Raw genomic sequence first — 26,422 nt, 5'->3', positions numbered from 1 at the left:
AATTCAGATGTCGAAATGGTTTAAGGTAAGAAGCTCTCATTCCAGTTCATAAGGAGGATAATAGCTTGCAAAAGATCGAAGTGCTGTTAGCGGATGACAACCGGGAATTTACAAACTTGCTTTCGGAGTTTATTGATAACCAAGAGGATATGGAAGTTACTGGCGTTGCTTATAACGGAAATGAGGTTCTTCGTTTGATTGAACAGCAGGACAAGGTTCCGGACATTCTGATCCTGGACATTATAATGCCGCATCTGGACGGTTTGGGCGTGCTGGAGAAGCTGCGCGAGATGAATTTGTCGCCTCAACCGAAAATTATAATGCTGACCGCATTCGGGCAGGAGACCATCACGCAGAAAGCTGTACAGCTCGGTGCTTCTTATTATATTTTGAAGCCGTTTGACATGGAAGTGCTGACCAGCCGTATCCGGCAGCTCGTCGCCAATAACCAGAACTCGGTCACTTCCACTGCCGCTTCTTCTTCGAAGAGCAATGTTGTTCCAATGACGAAGGGCCGCAATCTGGATGCCAATATTACAAGCATTATCCATGAAATCGGAGTACCTGCCCACATTAAGGGCTATCAATATTTGCGCGAAGCGATAACGATGGTCTACAACAACATCGAAATTTTGGGCGCCATTACCAAGACATTATACCCGGCCATTGCGGAGAGGTATAAGACGACTCCGAGCCGGGTGGAGAGAGCCATTCGCCATGCTATTGAAGTAGCCTGGACGCGCGGCAATATCGATTCCATCTCGCACTTGTTCGGTTATACGATCAACATCAGCAAAGCTAAGCCGACCAACAGCGAATTTATCGCAATGGTGGCGGACAAGCTGCGTATTGAGCATAAGGTGTCGTGAAAGCAAGAGCAGGATTCCGGAAATCCCTGATTGCCTAAACGGAAGCTATGCTGCTCAGTCGAAGGACGGCTGAGAATCATCGGGTTGTCCAGTGAATCATATAAACCCGTTTTGTTTGAAAATTATACAACCTAAGGCAGAGCCGGTACGAATCCGGACTCTGCTTTTTTTACCACATTAGAAAGTTTAAGTTCATTAAAGCATTAAAATGGAACAACTTTCATTCATCTTCGAATAGGCTCCGTTAAGAGCTTTTTTTAAAATCTACACTCCCGGCCGGGTGTTTTTCCAATCGGGGCTTCGTTACCAAGAATGGTTTGCGCCGGATAGGCAACACTAAAGAGAAGCAAATCAATACGGAACGGAGTGCTTGACATTGGCAGTAGTTGCGGAGGATACGGCAGGCATCGTCATTAAAGGCAGAATAAAAGCGGGACGAAGGACCAAGACTCTTCTTCCTTTCCTTAAGCAAGGAATGATTGCCTTATTGCAGCATTCCAATCTGGATGTGACGACGGCTGAAACTATAGCGAGGGCCGGGGTGTCGGCCGTCATTAATGCGGGCAAATTTATTACCGGCGACTTTCCCGCTGGAGGAGCGAATGTACTGCTCCAGGCAGGCATTCCAATGTATGAAATCAGCCCGCAGCAGTATGACCGGTTTAATGATGGGCAAGAGGTCTGTATAACGGGACCGATGATTCGCACGGACGATTTCCTGATCCCTTGCCGCAAGCTCAATGAAGACGGCTTAAGGGAGGCTTATGTACGCTCACTCAACGACTACCCCGACCTTTGCTACCAATTTGTTACCAACTCATTAATCTTTGCCGATATGGACAAAGAATGGCTGTTTGAGCCGGGGAAGCCGCTTCGCTTGCGGACATCCCTGCAAGGGAAAGAGGTGCTTGCAGTCATTCGCGGTCCCCATCACGAAGATGATTTGGAGGCGCTTGAACCATACATTGCCGCCTCCCGACCGATCTTGATAGGAGTGGACGGAGGGGCCGACGCCTTGCTCCACTGCGGATATACACCAAACATCATTATCGGGGATATGGACAGCGTGAGCGACAGGGCCCTCTGCTGTGGCGCTGAAATCGTCGTCCATGCTTATACGGATGGAAGAGCCCCCGGTTTGCAGAAAACCGCATTATACGGACTGTCCGCCCAGGTTTGGAAATGCCGGGGGACAAGTGAGGATGCTGCTTTACTGCTTGCTTATGAACAAGGAGCCGACAAAATCGTCGCCGTCGGCACCCATACGGGGATATTGGATTTCCTGGGCAAAGGACGGAAGGGAATGGGCAGCTCGCTGTTGGTGCGGATGATGCTGGGGGACAAGCTGATCGATGCCAAAGGATATAGCCGGTTAACCCGATCGATAATCGCGGGAGCCCTGCAATGAAGGCTGTCTCCATCATTATTCCGGCCTGGAACGAGGAACGGACGATTGCCGCAACTTTACAGGCGCTGCAGCTTCTGGTTGAAGAAATCGGCGCCGAAATCATCGTCGTGGACGACGGAAGTACGGACCGGACGGCGGTGGAGGCGGAACCTTTATGCACGCGGCTGATTCGTCTGCCCCTCAATCTCGGGAAAGGCAGGGCGCTTCATTCAGGGATTGAAGCGGCTTCAGGAGAGATTTTCCTATTTCTGGATGCGGATTTGCAAGAAAGCGCCGAACACGCAGGCTTATTGCTAAGACCTGTATTGGAGGATACGGCGGATATGGCGGTGGCCTGCTTTGCTCCCGCCAAGAAGCGGGGAGGATTGGGCTTGGTCAAGCTGCTTGCGCGCTATGGGATTATGGCGCTGAGCGGCTTCCGATGCCAAGCGCCATTATCCGGCCAAAGAGCCGTTCGCAAGCAGGTGCTGGAGAAGATTACTTTATCCGACGGATTCGGTGTTGAAGTGGGGCTGACCATTGATGCCGCTGTGCTGGGCTTCAGAATCGTAGAGGTGGGAATTCCGTTCCGGCACAGGCTGACGGGCAATGATGCAGCGGGATGGATGCACCGGGGCAAGCAATTCGCTGAAGTAGGGCGAACATTATGGAGTAAATGGAGGAAGCCGGTATGCTAGCTTGGGCTATTTTGTTTACAGTCTTATTCATAGCTTCCGCTTATTTGCTTCTTCCTCCGACTCTCCGTTTATTGACGGCTCAAGGGCTGGTCAGGGAAAATTATACCGGCAAAGCGATACCGACCGGTCTCGGAATTTATTTGCTTCTATTGGCTATCGGCTATGGTTGGATAATGGAAGCCGCAGCTTCCGTCGACTGGCTTCGGGAACCGCTCAGAAGTGCACTTGTGCAGGGCGGAATCCCCTTCTCGTATCCCGTTTATCTGATCGCACTCACGGCGGTAGGGTTGACCGGCTGGTGGGATGACCGGTGGGGGGATGCGGAAATAAAGGGTCTCAAAGGTCATTGGAACACGTTAATCCGGGATGGAATCGTTACCTCGGGGACGGCTAAAGCTCTAGTTGCTTTAGCTATGGCGGTATGGATTTCTTTCATGACGGCAGGAATGGAGCTGCGGGGAATGCTGGGGGTTCTGCTGATCCCGCTTATGACCAATACCATTAATCTTATGGACGTACGCCCCGGCAGAGCGCTAAAGGCGTTTACCGTCATATCGCTAATGCTGATCGGTGTAGCGGCCGCAGCCGGGAAAGCGCCGGGTATCGCCGTTTATATGTTCCCGCTGTGGGTCGGTGCGTTTATGCTATTTCCCCGGGATCTGCGGGGGGAGCTGATGATCGGCGATACGGGGGCCAATCTACTAGGGTTCGCCGCAGGCAGTCTATGGTTCGCAGTTTCCCCGGTCTGGCTGACCATATGCGTCGTCCTCCTCCTGGCTTTGCTACACCGCTTCGCAGAGCGCCGCTCGATTACGGAGCTTATTGCCGGCATTCGCTGGCTCTCGCGGATGGACCGGTGGGGCAGAACTCAAGAATAGTGTTAGCGGGTCCGCTTTTTCTTGAAGCGGGGAGCCACGTAGTTTCTTTTCTGATCCCGGAAGAAAATCCAGCCGGCAATAAAGCCTACCCCGACTATAAATAAAAGCAGTCCCAGTAAAAATTTCCCCCAGGCAAAAGAAACCTGCGGATCAAATTGCTCAAAGATCGTATTTTTCATTAGCAGGAAGCCATAGGTTGCTCCAATTCCCGGTATGACCAACAACAGTGCCGCGATCATTCGGGAAGCGGAGCTTGGATTTTTGTCGCTCATCTTGTATTCTCCATCCAATTGATCTATTTCTCTTTATCATACAAGGAATGGGCGAATGTGTCTAATTCGACTCTATGATAATATTTTCCGATATTCTTTCGCTATGTAGACAAGCTTGTCCGAATTATAGGAAAATAACGCCTCTGTGCCGTTTGGTTAACTTTTCATCGTATCGGGGGCTTGCGAGCTCTTGTGGTACCGTTAGAGAAGTTTTTCGCACAAATACTATATTTATGGCAGATAAAAAGAGTACAATAAATGATGCAGCCGTCTATTCATTCCGGCTCAAAACGTTTAATGGATCAGTAATTAATTATTATAGCAGGCGAGCCTGTCAATATATCAGGGGGTAAGAGGATGTCCAACCAATATGATATAGCTGTGCTTGGGGGCGGTACAGGAGGATACGCAGCCGCCATCCGTGCGGCCCAATTGGGCAAGAAGGTTGTCGTAATAGAAAGGGACAAGCTGGGGGGAACCTGCCTTCACCGGGGATGCATTCCCAGCAAGTCGCTGCTGAGAAGCGCAGAGCTCTATGCCGAGATGAAGCAGAGTGAAGACTATGGGATTAGCGTCTCTTCCTTGGCTCTAAATTATTCCAAGGTGCTGGAGCGCAAACAGAAGGTGGTCGAACAGCTGCATCAAGGCGTTCAATATTTGATGAAGAAAAACAAAATCGATGTCGTTTCCGGGAACGGCCGCATCATCGGGCCTTCTATTTTCTCCCCCAGAAGCGGCTCTATTGCCGTTGAGAAGGCAGACGGAGAGATGGAGACGATTGTTCCCCAGCATCTTATCATTGCTACGGGCTCCAGACCGAAAACTCTTGACGGCCTCGAGGTGGACGGGGAGACCGTCTTAACCAGTGATGAGGCGCTCGGATTGGAAGAGCTTCCTTCTTCCGTTCTCATTGTGGGGGGCGGAGTGATCGGTGTGGAGTGGGCTTCCATGCTTAACGATTTCGGGGTTAGCGTGACCTTGGTTGAATTCGCAGAGCGGATTCTTCCGATGGAGGACGATGAGATTTCGAAGGAAATGGCAAGAATCCTGGCGAGAAGAGGGATCAAGCTTTATACCGGGGCTAAGGTGCTTCCTGATACTATGGTCAAGGAAGCCGGCACAGTCCGTATTGAAGCTGTACATAACGGAAGCTCAATTGAGCTGACAGCCGACAAGATCATTGTTAGCGTCGGCAGACAGGCGAATGTGGAGAATATTGGACTGGAGAATACCGACATCCGTGTGGAGCGCGGGGTAATTAAAGTCAACAAGCATCTGCAGACGGCGGAACCTCACATCTATGCTATAGGGGATGTCATTGGAGGACTGCAGCTTGCCCATGCGGCCACTCATGAAGCGATAGCGGCTGTGGATCATATAGCGGGCCTGGAGCCGAACCGACTGCCCGACCACCGGATTCCCCGCTGTATTTATACCCGGACTGAAGCGGCCAGCACCGGATGGACCGAGGCGCAGGCCAGGGAGCAGGGGTATGATGTCAAGGTCGGCAAAATTCCATTCAAAGCGATCGGCAAGGCGTTGATTCACGGAGACAGCGAAGGGTTTGTCAAGGTTATCGCCGACCGCAAGACCAACGACCTCCTGGGAGTTCATATGATCGGGCCGAGGGTAACCGAATACATTGCCGAGGCTTCATTGGCTCAGCTTCTGGACGCTGCTCCATGGGAAGTATCCTTGGCGGTGCATCCTCATCCCACACTTTCGGAAATTTTGGGCGAAGCGATGCTGGCCGTTGACGGCCGGGCCATCGGATTGTAATTGGGATTGCATCCGAGAAACTGGAACTATTCATAGACCTGGCTGAATATAGTATGATATACTAAAGTTAAGTCTTAAGACCAGGTAATAATTTTGTGAGAAACCTGGTAATAATGATTATAGGAAGTTTGAAGACCGATAAGAGATTACAACGATTGGAAACAACTTATTTCAGGCACGAAGTTGATCAGACTTTAGACTATGCACTTAATCGATGGAAATGAGTAGCCAATTGTCCCGATTCGAGCAAGCTGCATGTTTTCAAGACCTAGAGGATTTAACCAGCTTTTCAAAAAAAGGAGGTTTCGCTCCATGTCTATCGGACAACTGACCAAACACCGTTCCTTGGGCTTATCCGATCAGCAGGTCATAGAAATGTATCGAAATATGGTGAGAGCGCGGAAATTCGACGAGCGGTGCTTGCTTCTGCAACGAGCGGGCAAAATTCAGTTCCATGTTTCCGGGATAGGCCAGGAGGCTGCCCAGGTTGGATCGGCCTTTGCCCTGAACCGGGAAGAGGATTATTTTCTGCCGTATTATCGGGATTACGCCTTTGTGTTAAGTGTCGGAATGACCATGAAGGAATTGATGCTTTCGGTATTTGCCAAGGCGGAAGATCCGAATAGCGGGGGCCGGCAAATGCCCGGGCATTTCGGCCATAAGAAACTCCGTATCGTGACCGGATCGAGCCCTGTAACGACACAGGTGCCTCATGCGGTTGGCATTGCTCTGGCCGCCAAGATGAACCGCAAGCCGTTCGTATCCTTCGCCACCTTCGGTGAAGGATCCAGCAATCAGGGAGATTTTCATGAAGGCTGCAACTTCGCGGGAGTGCATAATCTGCCGGTCATTCTTATGTGCGAGAACAATCAATATGCCATATCGATACCGCTGGAGAAGCAAGTCGCCGGGCAAGTGGTGGACCGGGCTATCGGATACGGATTTCCCGGTGTCCGGGTGGACGGCAACGATGTGCTCGAAGTTTACCGCGTCATTAAGGAAGCCCGTGAACGGGCGCTCCACGGGGAAGGTCCCACATTGGTCGAGGCGGTCATGTATCGCTTGTCCCCTCACTCAACCTCCGATAATGACATGCTTTACCGGACCAAAGAAGAGGTGGAGCAGCACTGGAAGCACGACGGCTTGCCGAAATTCAAGCAATATTTGACCGATTGCGGAATCTGGACGGAGGACAAGGACCGTGAGCTTCATGAAGCGGTGCAGCGGGAAGTGAACGAGGCGACCGATTATGCCGATCGCCAGCCTTATCCCGAGCCCGAAGATTTGATGCTTCACGTTTACGCACAACCTTAAACAAGGAGGACTACCGGGTGGCAGTGATCACATATTTGGAAGCAATTCGTTCCGCGATGCAGGAAGAAATGCAAAGGGATGATCAAGTTTTCGTTCTTGGGGAAGACGTTGGCAAAGGCGGGGTCAATAATGCGACCAAGCACTTGCGGGATGTATATGGTGAGGAACGGGTGCTGGATACCCCGCTGGCCGAATCGGCGATAGCGGGGGTCGCTATAGGTGCCGCTATGTACGGAATGAGACCGATTGCCGAAATGCAGTTCGCGGATTTTATCTTCCCGGCTACGAATCAAATCATCAGCGAGGCGGCCAAAATTCATTACCGTTCCAACGGGGATTGGACTTGCCCGGTTGTCATCCGGGCTCCTTACGGCGCAACGGGGGGCGGCGGACTCTATCATTCCCAATGCCCGGAATCGGTATTTTTCGGCACACCAGGATTGAAACTGGTGGCTCCGTCCACGCCATATGATGCGAAGGGATTGCTGAAAGCGGCGGTCAGAGATGAAGACCCGGTCCTGTATTTTGAACATAAAAAATGCTATCTGCTTATTTCCGGGGAAGTGCCGGATGAAGATTATATCGTGCCGATCGGTAAGGCGGATGTCAAGAGGCAGGGGACGGACATCACGGTCATCACCTACGGAATGACGGTTCATTATGCTTTGAAGGCTGCGGAGGAGCTCGAAGAGGAAGGAATCAGCACTCATGTATTGGATCTGCGGACCCTGCAGCCGCTCGATAACGAGGCGATTCTGGAGGCGGCGGCTAAGACCGGCAAGGTACTTATCGTTCATGAAGATAACAAGACCGGCGGGGTGGGAGCCGAAGTGTCGGCGATTATTTCCGAAGAGATGTTTTATGACCTGGATGCTCCTATTATGAGACTGTGCGGCCCCGATGTTCCGGCAGTCGGCATGAGCCCTACGCTGGAGAAGAATTTTCTGCTGAATCCGGAGAAGCTTAAGGAAGCGATGAGGCAACTGGCCGCTATTTAAAGCTCCTGGCGAAATATGAAGATGAAATCCGGAGAGAAAGGATCCTTAGGAGGATGAATGAATGAATCAAACCAAAGGGCGGGAAGTTGAAGTCACCGTTCCCCACCTGGCCGAAACGCTCGTATCGGCTACAGTTAGCAAATGGCTCAAGCAGCCTGGAGATTATATTCAGCAATACGAAGTGTTATGCGAATTGATGACCGAAAAAGTAAACGTGGAGATGCCGTCGACCGTTGAAGGAACGATAACCGAAATTCGGGTGAAGGAAGGGGAAACCGCGGATGTCGGGGATGTGCTCTGTATCGTTCGTCTGGAGAAGGATGCAGAGATGGAGTCGGCAGACAGCAAACCGTCCGTATCAAGCGGAGAGCGGGTTAAGCCTGAAGAGGCCGAGTCCGGGCTGCGTTCCCGTTATTCGCCTGCCGTATTGAAAATAGCGGCGGAGAATAACATTAATTTGGATGAGGTGGAGGGTACCGGGCTGGGCGGCCGGATTACACGGAAGGACGTTCTGGCCTATGCGAGCAAGCGGGAAGAGGCGCCGCTGCCGGGAGCCCAAGCCAAATCGAAGGCAGATGCGGTGAATCCGCCGGCTCCCCAGGTTCCGGTGCGCACCACCGGGCTGCATCTGTCCCAGGATCCGCCGATCTCCTGGGTGAAGCTGGAGGATCCCCAGCAGGCGGGTACAGGGGATCACTATATCGACGTGACTCCCATTCGGCATACTATTGCCAGCCGGACTCGGCAGAGCGTATCGGAAATTCCGCATGCCTGGACGATGATTGAGGTGGATGTCACCAATCTGGTCGTGCTCCGCAACAAGTGGAAGGAAGAATTCCGGCGGAAAGAAGGCATCAACCTGACCTATCTGGCCTTTTTACTGAAGGCGGTCGTCAGTGCCATCCGCGATTATCCGATTATGAATTCGGTCTGGGGCGTCGACAAAATTATTGTCAAGAAAGATATCAATCTTTCCTTGGCTGTAGGTACGGAGGACATGGTGGTCACACCGGTCATCAAAAATGCGGACCAAAAAAATATAGCCGGCTTGGCGCGGGAAATCGACCAATTGACGAAAAAGGCGCGGGCAGGCAAGCTTGGGCTAGATGATATGCAGGGGGGAACCTTCACCGTTAACAACACCGGTTCCTTCGGGTCGATCCTATCCTATCCGATTATCAATTACCCGCAGGCGGCTATCCTTACCTTCGAATCGATCGTCAAGAAGCCGGTTGTCATTCAGGACATGATCGCTGTCCGCTCCATGGTTAATCTGTGTCTCTCCCTGGATCACCGGATTCTGGACGGGGTCATCTGCGGCCGATTCCTGCAAAGGGTAAGGGAAAATCTGGAAGGCTACAATGCCGACACGAATATTTACTAGAGCGTAAGGTACCAAGCAAGGCTGTCAGGCCTTACTGGAATATAAACGCGAAGCTGAACAGCAGTGTGGAGAGCAGCATGCTGGCAAGCATGATGTAAATGACGATGCGGAACCACAATTTGTTCTTTTTCATAGGAAAGTCACTCCTCTATTTGTTAGGAAAGTTATGTATCGGATCATGAGGAAGCCGGAAGGACAAGCCTCTTAAAGCTTCACTCCTTATTGTACCCTACTAATCCGGATGGAGGAAAGTCGATGATTCAACAAAACCGATTGATCGAAGAATTTATGGAGCTCGTTCAGGTAAACAGCGAATCCGGCCAAGAGCAGGAAATATGCCGGGTACTGAAGCAGAAATTTTCAGCCCTGGGACTGCATGTGCTGGAGGATGATTCGGCGTCGCGTTCCGGGCATGGGGCCGGGAATCTGATCTGTAATCTGGAAGCTACGGAGGGAGGAGAACAAGCTCCCGTCATCTTCTTCACCTCGCATATGGATACCGTCGTTCCGGGAAATGATATTAAGCCGAGGCTGGACGAAGACGGCTACATCCGCAGCGATGGAACGACGATTCTCGGCAGTGACGATAAAGCCGGAATTGCCGCCATGCTGGAAGCGATTCGTGTGCTTCAGGAGCAGAAGATCGCTCACGGACGCATCCAGTTCGTCATTACCGTCGGCGAGGAATCCGGGCTGAACGGTGCCCGCGCCATGGATCCGAAGCTGATGGAGGCTGAGTTCGGCTATGCGCTCGACTCCAACGGTGAAGTGGGTCAAATTGCGGTCGCCGCGCCGTCGCAAGCCAAAATTTCGATCACATTCGAAGGGAAATCCGCTCATGCCGGGGTCAATCCCGAGGATGGAATCAGTGCGATTACCGTAGCCAGCCGTGCCGTTTCCAAGATGCCCCTGGGCCGGATAGATTCTGAAACGACAGCCAATATCGGCAGCTTCATGGGCAGCGGACAGACGAACATTGTGTGCGATCAAGTGAAGCTGGAGGCGGAGGCGCGCAGTCTCGTTCAAGAGAAGCTGGAGCGGCAGGTGGAAGCGATGCGCAGCTCCTGCTATGCCGCAGCCGAGGAAATGGGCGCCAAGGTGGAGTTTCACAGCGAGCTGATTTACCCCTCTTTTAAATATGATGAGAATACCCCGGTAGTCAGCTTGGCCATGAGGGCGGCGAAGGCGATTGGCCGGACTCCGGCAACGTTCCATACCGGCGGGGGCAGTGACGCCAACATTTTTAACGGCATGGGAATTCCTACCGTCAATCTGGCCGTAGGCTATGAGCATATCCACACCACCTCCGAGCAAATGCCGGTGCGCGAACTGGCGGCCACCGCTGAGCTGGTAATAGCCATTGTGCAGGAAACGATGCGCTCTTAATCAAGCATGACGGAGAATTAATTGCCCGCCAACCTAATTAAATAGATTTCAACTTCTTAACTCTTGGACCCGAATGGTTCAAGAGTTTTTATTTTTCACATAGGAGCTTTCTTTGTTGAGAGAGGGGCTGAAATTGCCGGGGACTGCAGGTTTTGAACTCTTCTATCCGGGGTAAGATAGAAATAATTCGAAATATTTTTCACGATTTAGAAGGAGACGGGTATGAAGCTTAAGCTGTGGAAACCGGAATGGCTGGTTGTTGTTTTTACTGCTCTGATTTTGGCCTATTTGCTAATGGTAAAGCCGCTGGTCGGAATGGCGAACAACGGGGATTTCGAGAGAATTATGAATTCGGCGGGGTTGGCTTATGTGCCTGTGGAGCAGGCGGATAAATACTTTTCCTATTTTTTCAGCAAATATGCCTTTGTCGACGACGCGTTAACCGCTGTGGGCGGTTATTTGTCCTCCCAAGCGCTTCTGGTCAAGCTGACCGCTTGGGTCCAACAATGGTTTCAGGCGGATTGGTATGATATTCGGGTGCTCTCCGGACTGTACAGCCTGATCCTGATGGCTGCTCTTTACCGGATTGTTAAAGAACATCGGGCGATCTCGGCCTGGCCCCGTTGGGTTCTCGCTGTCCTGCTCGTGCTTGTTTTTGCAGACGGGGCATATGCCGCTTATTTCAATTCCTTATTCGGAGAGCCGGTATCGATGCTGTTCCTTCTGCTGACGTTTGCCTTCGGCGCCGCGCTAACCTTGCGTGAACGTCCCTCGATCGGTTTGCTGGCGGGCTTTTACGTCTCTGCCGTTTTCGCGATCAGCGCGAAGGTCCAGAATGCGCCGATCGGGATCGTACTGTTTCTGCTGAGTCTCCGCTTGTGGAAATGGGGGGAAGGAAGGAAATGGAAGTATACGGCGATGGTCGGTTCTGTGCTCATTATCCTTACCTCGGCCATCGTATTCCTATCGCACGGCAGCAGCATCAAGATCATTAATAAGTACCAAACCGTTTTCTACGGAATATTGAAGGATTCTCCAAATCCGCATAAGGATTTGGAGGAGCTCGGGCTGAATCCGGAATGGGCCGTCCTGGCGGGGACGAACTACTTTATTCCCGATTTGCCTATTAATATTAAATCTCCCGAGTTTGAACAAGAGTTGGATGAGAAGATAGGACATTCCAAAATTGCTTTGTTCTATCTGAAACATCCGGTCCGTTATTGGGAAAAGCTGAAAATTACCGCGACCCAGGCATTTGCCATTAAACCTTCCTATTTGGGCAATTATGAGCTTAGCGAGCACAAGGCTCCGGGCGCATTGTCCCATACCTATACTTTGTGGAGCAAATTCAAGGAACATCTGCTTCCCAATCAGCTGTGGTTTCTTATCGCCTTCTATGGCGCCTTTATTCTGGTTTGGGTCAAGTCGTATTTGGAAACGAAACGGCCGGCTGCAAGAATGTATATGGAGCTGCTGATGACCATTGCCTTAATTGGCGTCATCCAGTTTATTGTGCCGGTCATTGGCGACGGGGAAGCGGACTTGGCGAAGCATTTGTTTTTGTTTAACGTATGCTTCGACATGCTGTTCGTCTCCGGAGTCGTCTGGGTGGTTCATTTCATGGTGAGGCGGCACAGAAGACTGCAGCAGCTTCTTTCACCGAATGTAAGATAGAGGAAAATATTGATGCAAGCGGGAGTGCGGCACGATCTTCCCCAATGGCGTTATGCGGACAGCATTAACGACATACATATACGGTAGAAGCCATGTGGGGGGATGGGGATGGTCGAGTGGGAATGGGGGACGGTGGTCAAAGAGCGGGAACGACGGAACGGCTATCAGGAGGTGTGGGTTCGGCTGTCGGGGCCGCGGACTCTGACCAAGGCCGTCGTCTATACGGATCTGTACCCAGCGGCGGCCCCGGGAGATACCGTACTGCTTAACCGCACAGCGATCGGCCTGGGGCTTGGCTCCGGAGGCATCGATTTCGTGGCTGCCGTGCTCCGCCAAGGTCAGCTGAAGCGTCCGACAGAGGATATCCGGACTAGCAAAATTCCTATCCGATGTGTGGAGGACGAAGAGGCGATCTGGGGGCGCGGGGCTTCGCTGCGGATCGAAGCCTGCGACGAGTGGGCTGCTGAAGCTGTCAAAGCCGCGAAAACCTCAGGTGCAGCGGAAGCCGTAATTTGTGCGGAAACGGGAGTAATCCCGCTGAACTCGAATAGAGCGGAATCCGCTTCAGATACTAAGATTGATAGGCAGCAGCACGGACATATCATGAAATGGCGTTATACTCCCGTTCAGACTGTCGTGAAATCCGTCGAGGAGCCTGATAGCGAGCATCATTCATTATTTACGGAGGAGCGAAGCCTGGAAGGGACTCCGGTATTGATAGGAGAGCTTCACAGCATGCTCCCCGTTGCGGTCTGCTGGCTCCGGACATTGGCAGCGGCCGAATGCACCGAACGGATGCCGCGAATTGTCTATGTCATGACCGATGGGGGAGCTCTTCCGCTGGCCTTCAGCAGGCATGCTTCCATCCTCGGCGAGTGCGGATTCCTGGCTGGAACCGTTACATATGGCCATGCAGTCGGAGGAGATCTGGAAGCGGTTAATAAATATACGGCGCTCCTGGCGGCCAAACATGTTCTGAGGGCCGATCTGATCATTGTCACGATGGGACCCGGCATAGCCGGAACGGGTACGGTCTATGGCTTCAGCGGAATAGAGGCTGGGGAGATTGTTAACGCAGCAGCAGCGCTCGGGGGCCGGCCGATCGTTATTCCGAGGGTCAGCTTTGCCGATGAACGGGTACGCCATCGGGGACTGAGTCATCATGTGCTGACGACTTTGGCCAAGGTAGCCTCGCATCGGGCCATCCTGCCATTGCCGGATGATTTGCAGCCGTGGGAGAAGGAGCAAATCGTGCGGCAAGCCGAAGAATCAGGATGCGCCCGAAAGCATGACTTGATTTGGGTCGGCGGGAACAGCTCCGAACAAGTCGCGGAAGCGATTCGCTCTTATCCGGAGCCTATTCGGACGATGGGCAGGGGATGGAATGAAGACCGTGCCTTCTTCCTTGCCGTGGCCGCCGCTGCCGAAACCGGCTGGCGTCTGTGGAGATACCCGCATTACCGTTTGCCGAATGGCGGCTAGGGCCGGCCAGCCATTCGGCTACCTCCATTTGTCCTCCGTTGTGGCTTATCCGGTTTAAATAATGGCGGATTTCCCAGGCTTTTCCGACCAATCTGAACTGGTTAGCAGCTCTATAACTTTTCATGGAAGCCCCTCTTTCCTGCTAAGATCATGTTATAATTAAAAGATATGGATCTCCGGGACAAGTTATTCGCGATATTGTCGGCGGATGACCATGATTCACTCCGGAGGAACTTTAGCATCAAATCTATTTTTAGGGAGAAGGAAACCATGACAAATGCTAATGATAAATACGCTGAAGTGACACTGGAAACCGAGAAAATTTTTGACGGAAAGGTCATTTCCCTGCAGGTGGACCGGGTGAGGCTGCCGAACGGGGAAACGGCGACAAGGGAAATTGTCCGCCATCCGGGGGCGGTCTGTGTGCTGGCCTTGGTAGACGATAAAATGCTGGTTGTCGAGCAGTATCGCAAGCCTCTCGGCAGAAGTCAGGTGGAAATTCCGGCAGGGAAGCTGGACCCCGGCGAAGAGCCGAGCGAAGCGGCGAAGCGTGAATTGGAGGAGGAGACCGGCTATCGCTGCGGTTCAATGCGGCCTATCAGCTCCTTCTATACTTCGCCTGGTTTCGCGGACGAGCTCCTGCATTTGTTCTTCGCGGAGCAGCTAACACCCGGGCAGGCGAACCTTGATGAGGACGAATTTCTCGATTGCACGGCCCTCACCTTTGAACAGGCCAAGCAATATATAGCCGAGGGCCGTATAAGCGATGCCAAGACGATAGCCGCCGTCTATGCGTGGCAGATTTACCGGCTGACGGGAGACTTTCTATGAACCGGTATTACGTCGATTTGCACATTCATATAGGCCGGACTGAGAAGGGCAGCCCGGTCAAGATCAGCGCTGCCCGCAATCTTACTTTTTACAACATTGCCAAGGAAGCGGCCGAACGCAAGGGAATAGAGATGATCGGCATCATAGATTGTCAATCGCCTTCCGTACAGGAAGAAATTGATTTCTATTTGGATAAAGGGGAAATGACGGAGCTGCCCGGGGGCGGTATCCGCTATCACGACACGACCGTCATTCTGGGCAGCGAAATCGAAGTGCGCGATCCGGGGATGGGGCCTGCCCATCTGCTCGTTTATCTGCCTACCTTGGACGATATGCGCCGGTTTACAGAATGGCTGCGCCTCCATATGAAGAATGTGGAGCTCAGCTCCCAGCGCATCTATGTTCCCGCCCGGGTGCTGCAGCAGGAAGTAACGGCACGCGGCGGCATCGTCATCCCAGCCCATATTTTCACTCCGCACAAGAGTGTGTATGGAAGCTGCTCCTCCCGCATTTCCGATCTGCTGGATCTGGAATCGCTGGCCGCGGTAGAGCTTGGATTAAGCTCGGATACGGAGATGGCCGGCACGATTTCCGAACTGGATTCCTTGTCCTTCGTTACGAATTCCGACGCCCACTCCTTAGGGAAAATTGGCCGTGAATATAACCAAATGGCGATGAAAGAGCCTTCCTTCGAGGAATTGGTGCGGGCATTATCCGGCTGCGAAGGAAGAGCCATCACCGCAAATTACGGTTTGAACCCGCGGCTGGGGAAATATCATCGAACCTTCTGTTCGCAGTGCGATACCATCCTCGATGATCGGGATTCCGCAGTAGACCGCTGCACCTGCTGCGGCAGCCGTAAAATTGTGCGCGGGGTTCTGGATCGGATCATGGAAATCTCGGACCGCGAAAGAGCGCCTGAAGCCGGCACCAGACCGCCTTATTTCTTCCAGGTCCCTCTGGAATTCATTCCCGGACTCGGTCCGTCCAAGCTGAATCAGCTCCTGAACCGGTTCGGATCGGAGATGAATATCCTTCATCAGGCTACGGAGGAATCGCTGGAAGCAGTCGTTGGCGGGGAAATAGCCCGTTACATTATGCAGGCCAGAGAAGGGGTTCTGCCTGTGGAGGTAGGAGGCGGGGGCCATTACGGGAAGGTTGTCCGATCCTAGCAATCTCCAACCCTCTCCTTCGAAAACATAGAATAATCTTCTATCTTGTCTCATAAGGTGAATTAATGGGACAAGAGGAGGAAGCCGCATGCCGAAGGATTTGCGCATGTATTCGAAGGATCAGTTATCGTTATATGTCTTCGTTGCTATGCTATTTGTTACCGGAGTGGTGTTCGGGGCCGTCTTGGTCCAAGCTTTGACGCTGGAGCAGAAGCAGGAAATCGCGCGGCATTTGGGACATTTCTTCCATACAATTGACCAAGGGGCGGAAGGCGATTTCAGCGGCAAGCATTCTTTCCTGCAGGCCCTGTCGCTTAATTTGAAATGGGTGGGCATTATCTGGATATTCGGTTTGTCCGTCATCGGGCTGCCGCTTATTTTCGCCCTCGATTTTATTAAAGGGGTGCTGATCGGCTTCAGCGTCGGTTTTATGGTCGGCCAATTTTCGTGGAAAGGGATGCTGTTCGCTCTAGCTTCCATCGCGCCTCAGAACTTGGTGCTTATCCCCGTCATTCTGACAGCCAGTGTAGCGGCGATCAGCTTCTCGATTCATCTGGTCAAAAACCGGTTCATCCAGCGCTCGGGCAGCATATATCCTATATTTGTAAAATATTCGACGACCATTCTGACCTTGGCCCTGATTGTGGTCGTTGTCTCCTTGTTCGAGGCGTATGTCAGCCCGGTCATTATGAAGTGGGTTACTCCGTATCTCCTGGCCCTGGCAGGATTGCCCGAAATGCCGGTCTCTCTCCTGTAGGCTGCTCGTCCGTGCAAAAGGTTTGACTTTATCGTTATAATCCCCCTATAATGAAAATAAATGTCGGTATGCCTTTCGACTGCTGGCAGTTTGGTAAGGGGGAGGAGAATGGAAACGCGGATCGAGAAGATTAAACAGCAGCTTCAATCTCAAGGTTATAAATTAACTCCCCAGCGAGAAGCGACCGTTCGCGTTTTGTTGGAGAATGAAGAAGATCATCTGAGCGCCGAAGATGTGTTCATGCTGGTCAAGGATAAATATCCGGATATCGGTTTGGCTACGGTATATCGGACATTGGAATTGTTAAGCGAGCTTCATGTCTTGGAGAAAATGAACTTCGGTGACGGTGTAGCCCGTTATGATTTGCGTAACGACAGCTCGCACCACCATCATCATCATTTAATATGTGTTCAATGCGGCGCGGTGGATGAGATCATGGAGGATTGGCTGGGACCGCTGGAAGAAAGACTCGAGAAGGAATTTTCGTTTAAGGTGTTGGATCATCGTCTCGACTTCCAAGGAATCTGCCATCGGTGTATCGGTAAGGAGAAGGAACAAGCCGCTGCCCCGGTTAAAAGTAGAATTAAACACTCTTAAGCCTGAATGTGCTGTAGGAGTGTTTTTTTACCACATTAGAAAGTTTTAAGTTTATTAAAGCATTAAAATGGAACAACTTTCTAATTGGCATAAAAAGTTACCTCTAAAACCGGGTTATTCGTCTTCGAAGAGGCTCCGTTAGAAGCTTTTTTTACCACATGTGGACAATTTAAAGCATTGAGTTGAAAAAAATGCGATGGGCATAAATAGCCGGGCCCTGACTAGTACCCGGAATCAGCTTCTGTGGCCTTACTCTACTTACGAAGTGTTACAACGGATATTAACATCTAAGTAAAGGCTTCTCATAGAAGCTTTTTTTGTTGCTGTTCGGAGGGACGGATGGTAGAACGGCTTCTCCGGAAAGAATAGAACAAGGATTATCGAATCGATGGAAAGGAGCTTATTTGAATGATCATAGGTGTTCCCAAAGAAATTAAAGATAACGAGTATAGGGTCGCATTGACGCCTGCAGGAGCCTCAGTGCTTGCCGGGCAAGGACATCAGGTGCTCATCGAGAGGGGCGCGGGCAGCGGCAGCGGGTTCATGGATGAGGAATATATTCAGGCCGGTGCCTCCATAGGGAAGGATGCGGCTGAAGTATGGGGCCGCTCCGAAATGATTATGAAAGTCAAAGAGCCGCTTCCCTCCGAATATTGTTATTTTCGCAGCGGGTTGATCCTGTTCACTTATCTTCATTTAGCGGCCGCCGGGGAACTGGCTAATCATCTGACGGATAGCGGAGTAACTGCCATTGCCTATGAGACGATCCAAATGCCTAACGGAAGCCTGCCTTTATTGACGCCGATGAGCGAGGTTGCCGGCCGGATGGCAGTGCAGCTGGGGGCACGGTTTCTGGAGAAATTCCATGGGGGAAGGGGAATATTGCTGGGAGGGGTTCCCGGGGTGCCTCCGGCGGATGTCATCATTCTTGGAGGCGGTGTTGTCGGGACGAATGCCGCCAAGATCGCCGTCGGTATGGGGGCCAACGTAACGGTTCTGGAGAACAGCCCGGATAGAATGCGTTATTTGGATGATGTATTCGGGGGGCGGCTGCATACGCTTATGTCGAATTCGTACAATATCGCGGAGGCCGTCCGGCATGCCGATTTGCTGATCGGGGCCGTGCTGATTCCGGGGGCGAAGGCGCCGAAGCTGGTAACGGAGGAGATGGTTCGGACGATGAAGCCGGGAGCCGTCATTGTGGATGTCGCCATCGATCAGGGAGGAACGATCGCAACCATTGACCATGCAACCACCCACAGCGAGCCAACCTATTTGAAGCACGGTGTTGTTCACTATGCGGTGCCCAACATTCCTGGGGCCGTACCCCGCACCTCTACATTGGCATTAACCAACGTTACTCTTCCCTACGCCCAGCTATTGGCGGGCAAAGGATTGAAGGAAGCTGTACAGGTTAATCCGGCGCTTGCTCTCGGGGTCAATACATATGGAGGAGCGGTCACGCATCCGGCGGTTGCCGAAGCAGTGGCACTCCCTTACCGGAAACTGTCCGAATTGCTGTAGCCCCAGGCATACATAGACGGACAAGATCATACTTTATCCATAACAGGAAGGGATGGAGGAATAGTCATGATCTTGTCTGTCCGGAAATGGGTGCAAAGATTTAAGTTTCTTGTTACATTTATCGTCCTTACTTATTTGATGTATCTGTTGCTGGCGGTTATTTCCGAATGGATTCAGCCCGCCGACCGGTACAAAGAGCCGGGAGGCAGGGCCGTGAAAGTGTTCCAACCCGGCAGGCTGGCCGAAGAGCCTGACGGGATGATCGACAGGCTCAGAATGTTCTATTGGTATGGCCAGTAGCGTAAGTCGGATCAGATTTGGACAACCATGCCGTCGTAGGCGACTTGAATCCCGTCCGGCGCGAAAATACGAACCAAATCCTCATGATGCAAGCCGCAGTTATGGGAGAAGTGGGTGGCAAACAACTGGGATTGGTCATCGATTTGGCCGCCCTCCCGAAGCCGGCGCTTCACTTCCCGCACAGTCTCTACGTTCATATGATTTCTTTCCCGCTTGTCTGTGGTCAGCTGTCCGTTCGTACAGTCCAGGAGAGCCATATTGATTTTTTTGCCCTCCAGCCAGCTCCAGGTTTCTTCCGGAAACCAGCCTGTGTCATGGCCATGCAGCAGGGCTTTTCCGTCTTTTTCGATATAATACAAATAACAGGTCTCCAGCGGATTGTGATCAGCCAGCAAAGCCGTTGCGCGGAAGGAGCCCAGGGCAACCGTTTGGAAAGGAAGCAGTCGGTGAAAGGCATACCGTTCCGAACGCGCTGGAACCGCTTTATAAGTTTGGGAGATAGCGGCATCATTTCCATAAATATGTAGAGGGGAAGCGCAGCCATGAGAATACCCTTCGACCCGGTTATACAAATCTTCGGGGAAGAAATGGTCGTAATGGGTATGCGTAAACAGCAGATGCTCGATTTTTCCGTAATCGATTTGGTCCCGCCATGCATGGAACAGAGAATCCGCCGGATAATCGATCTTGATGATATCATCAACAATGACCGAACTGCGTGATCGCATATTTCGGCCTCCAAGTTTTCTGGCTCTTTCGCAAGGCTCACAGCGGCAATGAGGGTTAGGGAATCCTTCCGCCGCGGCGGTGCCGAGAACGTGAATTTTCATAGTAAATCACACCGTCCTTGTCCCGATATAAATAGTTAATTTCGTTTATAAAAAGAAGGCGGCAAGTATTGCCGACAATTGAATAATAACATAAGCGGGGACGATTTCCAGACTATTTTTGGGCGGAGAGAGTTCCTTTTTTGTATGCATAGAATCCGAAGAAAAATGCGGTATCGCACCCTTCGGATGTTTTTTCTGCTTATACGGTAAGCAGGAAACGCCGGGCTAATGGCGAATTTTACAAATAGGCCGACATTCGGGTAATCTGATGAACTCCGTTTATGGAATGTTTGCCTCCTGCACATATCCAGTGACATGAACGCCATTTGTTCGTGAGGCGAATACGCTTTAATAGAAGCGATGAGACCGCCGGGTGGACTGGAAATGCCGACGAAGGGATGGAAGCGATGAAACCGAATATTCTTCTGATCATGGTGGATCAAATGCGTGGAGATTGCCTGAGTGTCCTGAATCATCCTGTAGTGGAAACCCCTAATCTGGATCAGTTGGCAAGGAACGGAGTGTTATTCCGCCGGGCATACACGGCAACGCCAAGCTGCATACCGGCGCGGGCAGCCGTATTAACGGGCATGAGCCAACGTTCCCATGGAAGGGTAGGGTACCAGGATAAGGTACCTTGGGATTACGAGCGCATGCTGCCCGGCGAATTGGCCGCGGCAGGATATCATACCCAATGTGTCGGAAAGATGCATGTCTATCCAACCCGCAATTTGTGCGGTTTTCATAATGTAATTCTGCATGACGGTTACTTGCATCATAACCGTTATCGCCATGCCAATACGGTAGCGGAATCGTTCGACGCATGCGATGACTATTTGCCGTGGTTAAGGCAGCGGGCAGGAACGGAGGCGGATCTGACAGACATCGGCCTCGATTGCAATTCGTCCACAATGGCCAGACCTTGGCACTTGCCGGAGGCATGGCACCCGACCAATTGGGTCGTTACGCAATCCATAGATTTTCTGAGGCGCAGGGATCCGCGGAAACCCTTCTTCCTGAAGATGTCGTTCGTCCGTCCGCATCCGCCGTTCGACCCGCCTCAGTCATATTTAGACCTGTATAAGGACCTGGCGCTTCCCGAGCCTCCTTGTGGAGATTGGGCGGATACCGAGGATTTGGAACGGAACGGGCTGGACCCGGTAACCTCTCGCGGGAATGTTCCCAAGGAACGCTTAAGGCGGGCAAGAGCCGCTTACTATGCCCTAATCACTCATATAGATGCCCAATTGGGCCGTTTCTTCCAGACCATGATTGAATTCGGAGTGATGAATAATACAATTGTGTTATTTACTTCCGATCATGGAGAAATGCTGGGAGATCATCACTTGTTCCGAAAATCGCTTCCTTATGAGGGCAGCGCGAACGTGCCGTTCCTGCTGGCCGATCCCGGAAACCTGCTAGGGCTCCGTAAGGGAAGCGAGGTTAGGGACGTCATCGAGCTGAGGGATATAATGCCGACGCTGCTGGATTGCGCAGACCTGCCGATTCCGGATACGGTGGAAGGAAGCAGTGTCCTTCCGCTAGCGCGGGGCGACAAGGATGTTCAATGGCGCAATCAACTTCACGGGGAGCATTCCGCGGGCAAGTGGTCGAACCACTGGTTAACCGACGGCCGCCGGAAGTACATCTGGTATTCGCAAACCGGAGAGGAGCAGTTGTTTGATTTAACCGAAGACCCCCAGGAGCTTGTCAATCTTGCAGGCCGGCCGGAATATGCCGACGAACTGAGCGCGTGGCGTGCGAAGCTGGCTAAGGAATTGGCAGGCCGTGAGGAAGGATATAGCGACGGAACCCGGCTGCAGACAGGGATCCGGCCGGTAAGCTGCCTGTCGAGTGTGGCGCGGTCCTAATGACCGGCAGTTTCCGTTTTGGGCCGACGTTTAGTTTTCCCGCTAGGGGTATAGGATGGGTCATGACAGGGTAGTCCTCTTGGGAAAAGCTCATACTATTTTCAGGGAGGGAGTTTAAGTCATCCATGAAGTCTTATTTGCAGTCTTATATCTATTTTCTCTCCGTGGAACGGGGGCTCTCCTCCAACACGCTGGAAGCCTATGAACGGGATTTAAGCCAATATATTGACTATTTGAAGGAATCGGGCGTACATTCCTTAGACAGCCTGGCGCCGACGGATGTACAGGGATATCTTCTTCACTTGCGAAAGCAGGGCAAAGCAGCCTCGACGGTGTCCAGAACGATGGTTTCGATTCGCTCCTTTCACCGGTTCCTGCTGCAGGAGCGGATGATCGCGAAGGATCCCTCCGCGAATATGGATTCCCCCCGGCAGGAGAAGAAGCTGCCGAAAATTTTGTCACAGGAAGAAGTCGAGAGGCTTCTGGATACGCCCCAATGCTCCAAGGCGGCCGGCATCCGGGATAAGGCGATGCTGGAATTGCTCTATGCCACCGGTATTCGCGTAAGCGAGCTGATTTCGTTGGATATGGGGAGCGTCAACCCGGGCATGGGGTTCGTTCGCTGCATAGGCAAAGGCTCCAAGGAGAGGATTATTCCCGTTGGGCGTCTCGCCACCGAGTGGCTTAACCGTTACTTGGAGTCTGCCAGGCCGCAGCTTGCTAAGCCGGACCGGCCGGAGGACGCCTTGTTCCTCAACCAGAGAGGCACCGGAATGACACGCCAGGGATTCTGGAAAATTATTAAGCAATATGCACGCGAGGCGAATATAACGAAGGAGATCACCCCGCATACGCTGCGTCATTCCTTTGCGACCCATCTGCTGGACAACGGAGCCGATTTGCGGGCCGTTCAGGAAATGCTGGGTCATGCGGATATTTCGACGACCCAGATTTATACCCATGTCTCGCGGACACGCATGAAGGAAGTGTACGACCGAACCCATCCCCGGGCGAAATGGTAGGGTATCTATCGATTCACGATGACAAGGAGTGAGAGAACAGGGATGAAGTATGAACGGATTTGTCTGATTGTGCTCGACAGCGTAGGGATCGGAGAGCTTCCCGACGCCGCACGCTTTGGAGACGAGGGTGCCGATACCCTCGGTCATATTGCCGGGAGGGTGGACTTTTTCGATTTGCCGAACATGAAGCGCTTGGGGCTTGGCAATATTGCGCCGCTTGCCAAGGTTCCTTCCGTTCCGGATCCCGCAGCCTATTACGGAAAAATGGCGGAGGTCTCCGTCGGCAAAGACACGATGACCGGCCATTGGGAATTGATGGGGCTCAAGGTGACCATTCCTTTCAAAACTTATCCGGACGGGTTTCCACCGGAGCTGATAGAGGAATTCGAGAACAGAACCGGCCGCAAGGTGATCGGCAACAAACCGGCCTCCGGAACGGAAATCCTTCAAGAGCTCGGCGAGGAGCAGATGCGAACCGGGGCCTGGATCGTCTATACTTCGGCGGACAGCGTATTTCAACTGGCTGCCCATGAAGAGGTAATTCCGCTGGAGGAATTGTACCGGGCCTGCGAGATTGCCCGGGAATTGACTCTGCGGGACGAGTACGCCGTCGGCCGCGTCATCGCGCGTCCGTATGTCGGATCGTCCGGCAATTTTACGCGTACGGCCAATCGTCACGATTATGCCGTCAAGCCGCCGGCTCCTACGGTCATGAACAAGCTCAAGGACGCAGGGCTGGATTGCATTGCTGTGGGCAAAATCAACGATATTTACTCTGGAGAAGGGGTCACCGAAGCCATCCGCACAACAAGCAATGCGGACGGTATCCAGAAGACGGCGGACCGACTCAAAAGCCCTTATCGGGGGCTGCTGTTTACCAACTTGGTCGACTTCGATTCCTTGTACGGGCATAGACGCGATCCGGAAGGCTACGCGAAGGCCCTGATGGAATTTGACCGGAGCCTTCCCGGCTTGATGCAGGGAATCGGGAGCAAGGATTTACTGATTCTCACGGCCGATCACGGAAATGATCCTTATCATCCCGGGACCGATCATACCCGGGAATACGTCCCGCTTCTCGTCTGGAGTCCTTCACTGCAATCCCCGGTATCATTGGGGATAAGATCGACCTTTGCCGATTTGGGGGCCACGATTGCCGATAACTTCGGTGTGGAATGGAGAGAGAACGGAACCAGCTTTCTGTCCCAATTAATTTGATAAAGCGGAGAAATAGCCTCGAAATCTTGAAAGTAGCTAACGGCAGCATACGCTGCCGCTTGGATTTATCTGAAGCACTACACCGGATTAATAACATGGGAGAAAGGAGCCAGGCAAATGACACATGAAGAACAAGCCTCCACATACGCCAAAATAGAGGAGGCGGCTCAATGGATACGCCAACGGATTGCCATTACCCCGTCGGTCGGCCTTATTCTCGGCTCGGGGCTCGGGGTGCTGGCCGATTCCGTAGAACGGCCCGCCGTTCTTCCCTATCGGGATATTCCTCATTTTCCGCTTTCTACGGTCGAAGGGCATGCCGGCGAGCTTATAGTCGGAACTCTGGACGGACGCCCTCTCGTTATGATGAAGGGGCGGTTTCATCTGTATGAGGGGTATGACGGAGAAGCGGTTACGCTCCCGGTCAGAGTGATGAAAGCACTCGGTGTCCGCACGTTACTGGTGACGAATTCCGCCGGAGGAATCAACCCTGATTACCGGGTGGGAGACTTCATGCTTATTCGCGACCATATCAATTTCATGTTCCGAAACCCGCTGATCGGACCGAATGACGGCCGACTTGGCCCCCGTTTCCCCGACATGTCGGAAGGGTACAGCCGCCGGCTGCTGGAGCTGGCAAGACAAGCCGCTTCTGAACTGGGGCTGGAAGTGAGGGAAGGGGTCTATGTAGGGATGACCGGCCCCACCTATGAAACTCCTGCAGAGGTCAGAATGCTCAGGAAACTGGGCGGAGACGCCGCCGGAATGTCCACCGTACCTGAAGTAATCGCCGCCCGTCATTCCGGCATGGAGGTATTCGGGGTGTCGTGCATTACTAATATGGCGGCGGGAATGCTGGATCAGCCGCTATCGCATGACGAGGTAGTCGCCACAGCCAATAGAGTCCGTTCCAAATTTATCGATTTGATGCGGACTTTGCTATCCAAGCTGAATTAAGGGAGGAAGGGAATATGCAGACAGTCCAGTATTGGAATGAGGTTCGGGAAGCGGCGGAGAGCTTGCGCAATCTTTTGCAGGGAAGAACCCCGCAGATCGGGCTGGTGCTGGGTTCGGGACTCGGAGACCTCGCGGAACAAGTCACCGAGGCGGTGAGCATCCCTTACCGTCAGCTCCCGCACTTCCCGGTTTCTACCGTGGAAGGCCATGAAGGGCAATTCGTGGCGGGGCTGCTGGAAGGCAAGCCGGTGATCGTTATGCAGGGAAGGCTCCATTATTATGAGGGCTATACCATGAAGAAAGTAGTTTTTCCCGTCTATGTAATGAAAGCTCTTGGAGTCCGTTCTTTAGTGATGACCAATGCGGCTGGAGGAATGAACCGGACGTTCAAGCCGGGCGATTTAATGGTGATAAGCGATCATATCAACATGACCGGAACGAATCCGTTGATTGGCCCGAATGACTCCGGATGGGGACCCCGATTCCCCGATATGTCGGAGGCCTATGACCGCGGATACAGACAATTGGTACGCCGTTTGGGCGAAGAAATGGGGCTGGGAGAGAGCGCCTCTCCTTCACGGCTGCAGGAAGGAGTCTACTGCGGAATCAGCGGCCCGTCCTATATGACTCCAGCGGAATTAACGATGCTTGCCCGCCTGGGAGGAGACGCCATAGGGATGTCCACGGTAGGGGAAGTCATTGCCGCACGGCACTGCGGACTTAAGGTGCTGGGTATATCCTGTATAACGGACATGGCTATTGGCGAGGAACTGGAGGAATTAACCCATGAGCAGGTTGTCGAAACAGCCAATCGCGCCAAGCCGGCATTTCAGTCTTTAATTCGTGCTTTCTTGCGGGAGCTGCCTCTTTAACAACTTGCGTCAGAAGTCTCCTTCCTCAGCGAAGCAGGTGGGAGATGAATGACGCCTTTCCCGAAAATTTTCGCTGGGAAGAGCATGTGTTTGTTCTAATCACTTTGATGCAAATGTATGGTATACTGATGATATAGAACGAACGTTCCGGAAAGGTAGGTTTTCCATGATTCGAGCTCAAATTGTACGTTTCCATGCCTCGAAACGAGATGTCGAACGACTATATGCCTGTAATCGCGAATCTGCCCAGGTGTGGAATATGTGCTTAGAGCTCGCAAAGAACTACTATTCGGAGCATCGGAAATGGATTTCGCAGTCAGAGCTTCAGAAGCAAACCAAACGCCAATTCC

General features: G+C 52.3%; 25 protein-coding genes and 1 pseudogene. 22 read left to right on the top strand and 4 right to left on the bottom strand.

Annotated features, from left to right (window positions below; genetic code table 11):
• The first annotated feature begins 65 nt into the window (after positions 1 to 65).
• From spo0A to ACFQ03_RS23500, 4 genes are all read left to right on the top strand, one after another.
• On the top strand, positions 66 to 869 hold the full coding sequence (spo0A, locus tag ACFQ03_RS23515) for a sporulation transcription factor Spo0A (protein ID WP_144935621.1): 804 nt from the start codon (positions 66 to 68) through the stop codon (positions 867 to 869).
• A 376-nt stretch (positions 870 to 1,245) separates the two neighbouring features.
• Positions 1,246 to 2,277: a putative cytokinetic ring protein SteA gene (gene steA, locus ACFQ03_RS23510; protein WP_379291364.1), complete on the top strand. Its 1,032-nt coding sequence runs from the start codon at positions 1,246 to 1,248 to the stop codon at positions 2,275 to 2,277.
• Complete coding sequence (locus tag ACFQ03_RS23505) at positions 2,274 to 2,954, top strand: glycosyltransferase family 2 protein (RefSeq protein WP_379291362.1); 681 nt, start codon at positions 2,274 to 2,276, stop codon at positions 2,952 to 2,954. Before steA ends, ACFQ03_RS23505 begins: the two co-directional genes overlap by 4 nt.
• Positions 2,948 to 3,832 carry a hypothetical protein gene (locus tag ACFQ03_RS23500; RefSeq protein ID WP_379291360.1) on the top strand — a complete coding sequence of 295 codons (885 nt, stop codon included), beginning with the start codon at positions 2,948 to 2,950 and terminating at the stop codon, positions 3,830 to 3,832. Before ACFQ03_RS23505 ends, ACFQ03_RS23500 begins: the two co-directional genes overlap by 7 nt.
• A 2-nt stretch (positions 3,833 to 3,834) precedes the next feature.
• On the opposite strand, the gene ACFQ03_RS23495 is transcribed toward ACFQ03_RS23500, so the two are convergent.
• A complete protein-coding gene (locus ACFQ03_RS23495; RefSeq protein WP_144935611.1) occupies positions 3,835 to 4,104 on the bottom strand; it encodes a DUF2627 domain-containing protein in 270 nt (89 codons plus the stop codon).
• A gap of 357 nt (positions 4,105 to 4,461) precedes the next feature.
• Between ACFQ03_RS23495 and lpdA the strand changes: the two genes are divergently transcribed.
• The 4 genes from lpdA (at position 4,462) to ACFQ03_RS23475 (ending at position 9,579) form a co-directional block, all read left to right on the top strand.
• On the top strand, positions 4,462 to 5,883 hold the full coding sequence (gene lpdA / locus ACFQ03_RS23490; RefSeq protein WP_144935608.1) for a dihydrolipoyl dehydrogenase: 1,422 nt from the start codon (positions 4,462 to 4,464) through the stop codon (positions 5,881 to 5,883).
• Positions 5,884 to 6,195: 312 nt separating this feature from the next.
• On the top strand, positions 6,196 to 7,197 hold the full coding sequence (locus tag ACFQ03_RS23485; protein WP_379291357.1) for a thiamine pyrophosphate-dependent dehydrogenase E1 component subunit alpha: 1,002 nt from the start codon (positions 6,196 to 6,198) through the stop codon (positions 7,195 to 7,197).
• A gap of 17 nt (positions 7,198 to 7,214) precedes the next feature.
• Entirely contained in the window at positions 7,215 to 8,195 is a 981-nt protein-coding gene (locus tag ACFQ03_RS23480) for an alpha-ketoacid dehydrogenase subunit beta (protein ID WP_379291355.1), read from the top strand.
• A 61-nt stretch (positions 8,196 to 8,256) separates the two neighbouring features.
• Positions 8,257 to 9,579 carry a dihydrolipoamide acetyltransferase family protein gene (locus ACFQ03_RS23475; RefSeq protein WP_144935598.1) on the top strand — a complete coding sequence of 441 codons (1,323 nt, stop codon included), beginning with the start codon at positions 8,257 to 8,259 and terminating at the stop codon, positions 9,577 to 9,579.
• 31 nt (positions 9,580 to 9,610) lie between these two features.
• Here the strand turns inward: ACFQ03_RS23475 and prli42 are convergent, their stop codons facing one another.
• Positions 9,611 to 9,712 (bottom strand): stressosome-associated protein Prli42, encoded by a 102-nt coding sequence (gene prli42, locus ACFQ03_RS23470; RefSeq protein WP_150960518.1) that lies wholly within the window; start codon positions 9,710 to 9,712, stop codon positions 9,611 to 9,613.
• Positions 9,713 to 9,834: 122 nt separating this feature from the next.
• Between prli42 and ACFQ03_RS23465 the strand changes: the two genes are divergently transcribed.
• The 3 genes from ACFQ03_RS23465 (at position 9,835) to ACFQ03_RS23455 (ending at position 14,121) form a co-directional block, all read left to right on the top strand.
• Positions 9,835 to 10,965 carry a M20/M25/M40 family metallo-hydrolase gene (locus ACFQ03_RS23465; protein WP_150960517.1) on the top strand — a complete coding sequence of 377 codons (1,131 nt, stop codon included), beginning with the start codon at positions 9,835 to 9,837 and terminating at the stop codon, positions 10,963 to 10,965.
• Positions 10,966 to 11,187: 222 nt separating this feature from the next.
• Entirely contained in the window at positions 11,188 to 12,639 is a 1,452-nt protein-coding gene (gene wsfD, locus ACFQ03_RS23460) for a glycan biosynthesis hexose transferase WsfD (protein ID WP_379291351.1), read from the top strand.
• Positions 12,640 to 12,747: 108 nt separating this feature from the next.
• Positions 12,748 to 14,121: a DUF3866 family protein gene (locus ACFQ03_RS23455; RefSeq protein WP_379291349.1), complete on the top strand. Its 1,374-nt coding sequence runs from the start codon at positions 12,748 to 12,750 to the stop codon at positions 14,119 to 14,121.
• 58 nt (positions 14,122 to 14,179) lie between these two features.
• On the opposite strand, the pseudogene mciZ reads toward ACFQ03_RS23455, so the two are convergent.
• Positions 14,180 to 14,245: pseudogene (gene mciZ, locus ACFQ03_RS23450) on the bottom strand (Z-ring formation inhibitor MciZ); the annotation flags it as partial.
• A gap of 146 nt (positions 14,246 to 14,391) precedes the next feature.
• On the opposite strand from mciZ, the gene ACFQ03_RS23445 reads away from it, so the two are divergent.
• The 6 genes from ACFQ03_RS23445 to ACFQ03_RS23420 all read left to right on the top strand — a co-directional run bounded on the left by ACFQ03_RS23445 (position 14,392) and on the right by ACFQ03_RS23420 (position 19,302).
• The gene (locus ACFQ03_RS23445) at positions 14,392 to 14,952 is read left to right on the top strand and encodes an NUDIX hydrolase (RefSeq protein WP_144935583.1); all 561 of its coding nucleotides are present in this window, start codon (positions 14,392 to 14,394) and stop codon (positions 14,950 to 14,952) included.
• The gene (locus tag ACFQ03_RS23440; RefSeq protein ID WP_150960515.1) at positions 14,949 to 16,124 is read left to right on the top strand and encodes an endonuclease Q family protein; all 1,176 of its coding nucleotides are present in this window, start codon (positions 14,949 to 14,951) and stop codon (positions 16,122 to 16,124) included. The genes ACFQ03_RS23445 and ACFQ03_RS23440 overlap by 4 nt, the downstream gene beginning before the upstream one ends.
• An 88-nt stretch (positions 16,125 to 16,212) precedes the next feature.
• Positions 16,213 to 16,881, top strand: coding sequence for a stage II sporulation protein M (spoIIM, locus tag ACFQ03_RS23435; protein WP_144935577.1), 669 nt, complete (start codon positions 16,213 to 16,215; stop codon positions 16,879 to 16,881).
• A gap of 108 nt (positions 16,882 to 16,989) precedes the next feature.
• A complete protein-coding gene (gene fur / locus ACFQ03_RS23430) occupies positions 16,990 to 17,478 on the top strand; it encodes a ferric iron uptake transcriptional regulator (protein ID WP_144935574.1) in 489 nt (162 codons plus the stop codon).
• A gap of 408 nt (positions 17,479 to 17,886) precedes the next feature.
• Entirely contained in the window at positions 17,887 to 19,002 is a 1,116-nt protein-coding gene (gene ald, locus ACFQ03_RS23425; RefSeq protein ID WP_144935571.1) for an alanine dehydrogenase, read from the top strand.
• 66 nt (positions 19,003 to 19,068) lie between these two features.
• The gene (locus ACFQ03_RS23420; RefSeq protein WP_379291345.1) at positions 19,069 to 19,302 is read left to right on the top strand and encodes a DUF4227 family protein; all 234 of its coding nucleotides are present in this window, start codon (positions 19,069 to 19,071) and stop codon (positions 19,300 to 19,302) included.
• A gap of 11 nt (positions 19,303 to 19,313) precedes the next feature.
• Here the strand turns inward: ACFQ03_RS23420 and ACFQ03_RS23415 are convergent, their stop codons facing one another.
• Positions 19,314 to 20,030 carry an MBL fold metallo-hydrolase gene (locus tag ACFQ03_RS23415; RefSeq protein ID WP_225312806.1) on the bottom strand — a complete coding sequence of 239 codons (717 nt, stop codon included), beginning with the start codon at positions 20,028 to 20,030 and terminating at the stop codon, positions 19,314 to 19,316.
• 509 nt (positions 20,031 to 20,539) lie between these two features.
• Here ACFQ03_RS23415 and ACFQ03_RS23410 point away from each other — a divergent pair.
• The 5 genes from ACFQ03_RS23410 (at position 20,540) to ACFQ03_RS23390 (ending at position 26,072) form a co-directional block, all read left to right on the top strand.
• Positions 20,540 to 22,003, top strand: a complete 1,464-nt coding sequence (locus ACFQ03_RS23410) for an arylsulfatase (protein WP_379291342.1) — start codon at positions 20,540 to 20,542, stop codon at positions 22,001 to 22,003.
• Positions 22,004 to 22,128: 125 nt separating this feature from the next.
• Positions 22,129 to 23,025, top strand: coding sequence for a site-specific tyrosine recombinase XerD (xerD, locus tag ACFQ03_RS23405; protein ID WP_379291340.1), 897 nt, complete (start codon positions 22,129 to 22,131; stop codon positions 23,023 to 23,025).
• Positions 23,026 to 23,067: 42 nt separating this feature from the next.
• On the top strand, positions 23,068 to 24,243 hold the full coding sequence (deoB, locus tag ACFQ03_RS23400; protein ID WP_379291338.1) for a phosphopentomutase: 1,176 nt from the start codon (positions 23,068 to 23,070) through the stop codon (positions 24,241 to 24,243).
• Between the two features lie 117 nt (positions 24,244 to 24,360).
• Entirely contained in the window at positions 24,361 to 25,200 is an 840-nt protein-coding gene (locus ACFQ03_RS23395; RefSeq protein WP_379291336.1) for a purine-nucleoside phosphorylase, read from the top strand.
• A 14-nt stretch (positions 25,201 to 25,214) separates the two neighbouring features.
• On the top strand, positions 25,215 to 26,072 hold the full coding sequence (locus ACFQ03_RS23390; RefSeq protein ID WP_144935550.1) for a purine-nucleoside phosphorylase: 858 nt from the start codon (positions 25,215 to 25,217) through the stop codon (positions 26,070 to 26,072).
• Positions 26,073 to 26,422 lie beyond the last annotated feature (350 nt).

The sequence above is a fragment of the Paenibacillus residui genome (genome assembly GCF_042677205.1).
Classification (GTDB): Bacteria; Bacillota; Bacilli; order Paenibacillales; family NBRC-103111; genus Paenibacillus_L; species Paenibacillus_L residui.
Note: the sequence above shows the minus strand (reverse complement) of the source record. Positions and strands in the feature narration are given on the sequence as shown.